Genomic DNA, 4,497 nt, shown 5'->3' with positions numbered 1-4,497 from the left:
AACTTATATAATTTTCAAAGAGCGAGCAATTCTATGAAAAATCAAGCTATTTTTTCATATCAGCTTAACAGATTCAACATATTCTTAATTATAAATTATACCCACTAAATACAATATTTCACTTAGTTACATCTTTTTATAATTATACCATTTATATTTTATTTTTCCAATTAATATATCAAAAAAGGAAGTGATTTTACACACTTCCTTCAATAAAAATACTATATGCATTATGTTATTTTTAATGTCCACTCCTCACAGTTCCAGATATCTGTTACAACATCCTTATAAAACTCTGGTTCGTGGCATACAAGTAATATACTTCCCTTATATTCCTTTAATGCTCTCTTAAGCTCATCCTTAGCTTCAACATCTAAATGGTTAGTAGGCTCGTCTAGGATTAAGATATTTGTTTCTTCATTTATAAGCTTACATAATCTAACCTTAGCTTGCTCTCCCCCACTTAATACACATACCTTACTTTCAATATGTTTAGTTGTTAAACCACATTTTGCAAGAGCTGATCTTACTTCATATTGAGTCTTAGAAGGGAACTTTTCCCATACTTCTTCAATACAACTATTATAATTAGCCTCCTTTATTTCTTGTTCGAAATATCCAATTTGTTGATATTCACCTAATGAAACTTCCCCACCTAATGAAGGAATTAATCCCATTAAGCTCTTAAGTAATGTAGTCTTACCAAGACCATTTGCTCCAACTAAAGCAATTTTTTGTCCTCTTTCCATGTAAAGATTTAAAGGCTTAGTTAATGGCTCATTATACCCAATTACTAAATCCTTAGTTTCAAAAATTACCTTTCCTGAAGTTCTTCCCTTTAAGAAGTTAAACTCTGGCTTTGGTTTTTCTGCTGCAAGTTCAATCATTTCCATTTTATCAAGCTTCTTTTGTCTAGCCTTAGCCATACCACTTGTTGCAACTCTTGCTTTGTTTCTAGCAACGAAATCCTTAAGTTGTGCAACTTCTGCTTGTTGTCTTTCATAAGCAGCTTCTAATTGTGCTTTATTAGCTTCATAAATTCTTTGGAACTCATAATAATCTCCAACATATCTAGTAAGCTTTCTATTTTCCACATGATAAATTAAGTTAATAACTGAATTTAAGAATGGAATATCATGTGAAATTAATATAAATGCATTTTCATATGATTGTAAGAATCTCTTTAACCATTCAATATGAGCTTCATCTAAATAGTTAGTAGGCTCGTCTAGTAAAAGTATATCTGGAGTTTCTAATAAAAGCTTTCCTAGTAATACCTTTGTTCTTTGTCCACCACTAAGTTCTGTAACATCTCTTTCAAGACCTACATCTAAAAGCCCTAATCCTTTAGCAACTTCTTCTGCTTTAGCATCTATAACATAAAACCCATTATTATCTAACATATCTTGAATAACAGCAGTTCTTTCTAGTGCCTTATTCATTTCATCTTCATCCATTTCGCCCATTTTTCCATAAAGCTCATTCATTTCAGTTTCCATGTCAAATAAATATTGGAATGCACTTCTAAGTACATCTCTTATAGTTAATCCTTTTTCAAGTTCAGCATGTTGATCCATATAACCAACTCTAACTCTATTACTCCAAATAACCTTACCTTCATCAGGCATTAACTTGCTTGTTATTATATTCATAAATGTAGATTTACCTTCACCATTAGCTCCAATTAAACCTACATGTTCACCCTTAAGTAATCTAAATGATACATCTTCAAATATTGCTCTGTCACCAAATCCATGGCTTATATTTTTAACTGTTAAAACGCTCATTATTATCCTCCGCTAGTAAAAAAATAAGGAGTGACTAATACATCACACCTTATTTATTATACATTAATTTTTTTTAAAATAAATAGAAATTTCTTTCTATTTTTAGTAATGATATTTTTTTCTATTAATTATCTATTAAATTTTGTACATACTAATTTTAGCATTTTAAATATAAAATGAGGTTTTTTAATGAGAAAACTATCACAAATAGAGTTAATATCTTTATGTACTGCATTAAAGATGGAAACAACAGAATTAAATTTAGGTCGCGGTATAACTGCTTTAATAAAAGATGAAGATTTAAAAAAGCAAGCAGAATGCGGAATGGTAGCTGGTGAAGGAAAAATTAGATCATTTCAACAGTTTATCAATGAAAATCAAATTCAATAGTAAGGGAGGTTTGATTAATATCTAAAGTTTTAGGAAGTATTGCAAAGGAAAGTTTTAATATTGATGATAAGGTGATTATTGAATCATTGCTTGCATCAGCTGAAGCTAAAGCAACAATGTATTTATCTGCAGCTATTACTAGTACAACACCTGAATTAAGAAGTGCTTATGCTGCTAGCTTAACACAAGCAATTGAAGCTCATACAGCTTTAAAAGAACTCGCAATAAATAAAGGTTGGAAAAATCCATATGAATCTCCCTCAGAGCAATTAAATTGTGCTGTAAATGATTCACTAGATGCTGTTAGAGATTAACTATAATTAAAGTTATACTTACCTATATAAATAAAATGAGTATCAAGATATAAATATAATACTTGATACTCATTTCTATTATAGCCTTAAACTCTTAGTAATCATATTCTTTTATGTTTTCACAAATTGAAATCTTAAGTAAATCATTTTCTACAGTCTTTTTATATGAACATAAAAACTCATTTAACTCATTATCAGTGAGATCAATTAATCCCTCACTTTTTAAAATAACATTATGGGCATCTAGTAAAATAATAAGATTGTTCTTTTCATTTTTTATACTGTATTCTGTAGCACCTTTAACCTTAAGTCTATTTTTATATTTTTCTTGAAAACTTAAAGTTCTACGTATTTTTTCATAATCTGCTGGATTTGTTGAAATATTCTCTAACCCTAACGATTTTAATTGTTCTTCAAAGCCTGAAGCATCTATTCCATATCTCTCCATAAGCTTTGTTTGCATCTTTAAGAATTTATCTGGAGAAAGATTATTCTTCTCCATATATTCACCTAACTCTTTAGAAAACTCAGACATATTAATCTTGCCTTCAGCCATCTTATAATATAAAGAATAAATATATGATTCAAATTGATCTACATCTTTATCGTTAACCCTATTCTTAAGCTCGTTAAAATCAATTATTTTATCCATACTCTCTCCTCCTAAGCTCATTTCCTTTTATAAGTATTATATACCAAAACTTATTGTTTTTCTACTAAAGTATTATATGGTAATTATTAATTTTTTTATCCTTTATCCTTTTATTTGCATCCATATATTCTCATATAATTTCAAGTCATCTCCATCTAGGTATTTATACTCTTCGCACTTATCTAAAATTTCTTGAGGCATATATGCATTTTCATTATTTTTAATTTCATCTGGCTGTTCTTGAATAGCTTGTTTTTGTGGTGAAGTATATCCTATTTCATCCGCTGTTCTTAATGCAATGTCTTTATCACTCATAAAGTTAATGAATTTTTCAGCTCCACTAACGTTTTGAGCATCATTAGGAATTGCCCATGAATCTAACCAATAATCTGCCCCTTCCTTTGGAATTACATACTTAAACTTACTATCTTCTGCTTCTAGGTTTAATCCTTCTCCAGACCAAATCATGGCTATTTTCTTTTCTCCAGATCTCATTAAATCTAATACTTCATCTGCCCCATAAACTGGATTTAACTCTTGCTTTTGCTCAATCAATAAATTTTTCGCCTCTTCTAACTCTTCTGGATTAGTTGAATTTAATGAATATCCTAAAGTCTTTAAAGCAACCCCTATAGTATCCCTCATATTATCAAACATGAAAATTTCATTTTTATATTTAGGATTAAATAGACTTTTCCAACTGTCTATATCTTCATCAACAGTTTCTGTATTATATATTAATCCAATTGTTCCATTCATATACGGTACTGTATAATCGTTATTTGGATCATATGATTTACCCATATCCCCTTCATTCATATTTACTATGTTAGGAATATTATCCTTATTTATTTTTTGAAGCATATCTTCTTTTATCATTTTATCCGCCATATCATCTGAAACTAATATAACATCATATTTTACCTTACCACTAGAAACTTCTTGATACATATAATGCATATCATCAAATGTTTTTTCATTTACCTTTATTCCAGTTTCCTTTTCAAATTCTTTATAAACCCCTTCTGCAGCATTAGCTCCATAATTTAAAACATTTATCTCTTCTGTAGCGCTTGATGAATTACATCCAACAAATGCATTTACAACAAATAATGAAGTTACTAATACAGATAATAACTTTAACTTATTTTTTTTCATAAAGTAGTCTCCTTCTTAAAATTCTATTTTATCATTAGTATTATAATACTTTTTTTAATAATACTATTCTACAAATATATAATTTACTATATTTTAAAAAAATAAAAAAGCCTTTTAGGCTTCAGACTGTTGACAAAGTGTCAACAGTCTTTAATTTTATACAAATATGTAATATAATATAAAATATATTAATTTA

General features: G+C 28.5%; 5 protein-coding genes. 2 read left to right on the top strand and 3 right to left on the bottom strand.

Going from position 1 to position 4,497, the window contains the following annotated elements; all coding sequences use genetic code 11:
- Window positions 1-230 precede the first annotated feature (230 nt).
- Window positions 231-1,787 carry a ribosomal protection-like ABC-F family protein gene (gene abc-f / locus HCG76_RS18650; protein ID WP_221701764.1) on the bottom strand — a complete coding sequence of 519 codons (1,557 nt, stop codon included), beginning with the start codon at window positions 1,785-1,787 and terminating at the stop codon, window positions 231-233.
- Window positions 1,788-1,976: 189 nt separating this feature from the next.
- On the opposite strand from abc-f, the gene HCG76_RS18645 reads away from it, so the two are divergent.
- Together HCG76_RS18645 and HCG76_RS18640 are read left to right on the top strand one after the other, a co-directional pair.
- The gene (locus tag HCG76_RS18645) at window positions 1,977-2,177 is read left to right on the top strand and encodes a hypothetical protein (RefSeq protein WP_221701765.1); all 201 of its coding nucleotides are present in this window, start codon (window positions 1,977-1,979) and stop codon (window positions 2,175-2,177) included.
- A 71-nt stretch (window positions 2,178-2,248) separates the two neighbouring features.
- Window positions 2,249-2,491 (top strand): spore coat protein, encoded by a 243-nt coding sequence (locus HCG76_RS18640; RefSeq protein ID WP_311776411.1) that lies wholly within the window; start codon window positions 2,249-2,251, stop codon window positions 2,489-2,491.
- 94 nt (window positions 2,492-2,585) lie between these two features.
- Here the strand turns inward: HCG76_RS18640 and HCG76_RS18635 are convergent, their stop codons facing one another.
- A complete protein-coding gene (locus HCG76_RS18635; protein WP_260458203.1) occupies window positions 2,586-3,143 on the bottom strand; it encodes a DUF3867 domain-containing protein in 558 nt (185 codons plus the stop codon).
- A gap of 102 nt (window positions 3,144-3,245) precedes the next feature.
- A complete protein-coding gene (locus HCG76_RS18630) occupies window positions 3,246-4,301 on the bottom strand; it encodes an ABC transporter substrate-binding protein (protein ID WP_221701767.1) in 1,056 nt (351 codons plus the stop codon).
- Window positions 4,302-4,497 lie beyond the last annotated feature (196 nt).

The organism is Clostridium sp. K13, from assembly GCF_019734195.1.
Lineage (GTDB): Bacteria > Bacillota > Clostridia > Clostridiales > Clostridiaceae > Clostridium.
Note: the sequence above shows the minus strand (reverse complement) of the source record. Positions and strands in the feature narration are given on the sequence as shown.

What these genes read in the sequence shown, in the direction of transcription:
- abc-f (WP_221701764.1), bottom strand. Translation starts at nt 1,787, where the DNA reads ATGAGCGTTTTAACAGTTAAAAATATAAGCCATGGATTTGGTGACAGA.
- HCG76_RS18645 (WP_221701765.1), top strand. Translation starts at nt 1,977, where the DNA reads ATGAGAAAACTATCACAAATAGAGTTAATATCTTTATGTACTGCATTA.
- HCG76_RS18635 (WP_260458203.1), bottom strand. Translation starts at nt 3,143, where the DNA reads ATGGATAAAATAATTGATTTTAACGAGCTTAAGAATAGGGTTAACGAT.
- HCG76_RS18630 (WP_221701767.1), bottom strand. Translation starts at nt 4,301, where the DNA reads ATGAAAAAAAATAAGTTAAAGTTATTATCTGTATTAGTAACTTCATTA.